At 57.6% G+C, this 807-nt stretch carries 1 protein-coding gene; it reads right to left on the bottom strand.

What is annotated here, in order from left to right:
• Nucleotides 1–47: 47 nt before the first annotated feature.
• A complete protein-coding gene (locus tag LY631_RS20315; protein WP_274427443.1) occupies nucleotides 48–770 on the bottom strand; it encodes a hypothetical protein in 723 nt (240 codons plus the stop codon).
• Nucleotides 771–807 lie beyond the last annotated feature (37 nt).

An 807-nucleotide genomic window follows, 5' to 3' on the forward strand; every position in this document is an offset into this window, starting at 1 on the left:
CCACCCCAAACGAGCCGGTGCGTTGAGCGAAACGCATAAGAGTTCCGCTAGGGCGATGCGAATAGCTCGGCTGAGGTATTGATCAGCGGCACCACCAATTCGACCGCAGTCTCATTTCTGGCGCGCTCCGCCAGCACGACCATGGCGGCTTTATAGCGGTCAATGGCTGCTTGCCCGACCGGCCGGCAGCGCGGCGATATGATCGCGTCCCAACCATTAAAGGGGATGAGCCAATGCCCCGAGCTCAGCTCCGCATGCTCGATATAGGCCTGCAGGACGAATTGCGATTTTTTGTGAAGCGCCCTGAGTTCCTGGTCGAGTTTAGGATCAATCGTGGCATAGCCCTGATCGTCCTTCGATACTTGCAGGCCCAAGGCTTGCGCCATCTCAACGGGATAATTATTGAGATCCCGATATGGGCGCTTCGAATCAATGGTAAATGCGCGCCAGCTGGTACGCTTCAGTAGCGTGATGTCGGTTTCGGTAACTTCGACAACCGTTGGTGCACCGGTCTCGCCTCCGGAAATCGCGTACCGTCCCGGCCTGAACGTGGCGTGGAGAAAAGCGGCGCACTGGATCGGCTCCATGCGCCGCTGAAAGCCCTTGTAAACCGCACCAGATACGCTCCGCATGGTTTCTGGCTCTAACCCCGGTCCGAAAATGCCCGGCGCGCCCGCTTCGGCGTCGATCCACAATGACCGGCAGCTTCGAAACCATGCGATATCATCCGGCGTCAGCTCATAAGGATCTGGATACGGATAGATCATCATGTCCGGTTCGGTTGCGGCAAAACCAGTCTGCGTGAAT

The organism is Chelativorans sp. YIM 93263 (genome assembly GCF_028767125.1).
Taxonomy (GTDB): Bacteria; Pseudomonadota; Alphaproteobacteria; order Rhizobiales; family Rhizobiaceae; genus Chelativorans.

What these genes read in the sequence shown, in the direction of transcription:
- LY631_RS20315 (WP_274427443.1), bottom strand. Translation starts at nt 770, where the DNA reads ATGATGATCTATCCGTATCCAGATCCTTATGAGCTGACGCCGGATGAT.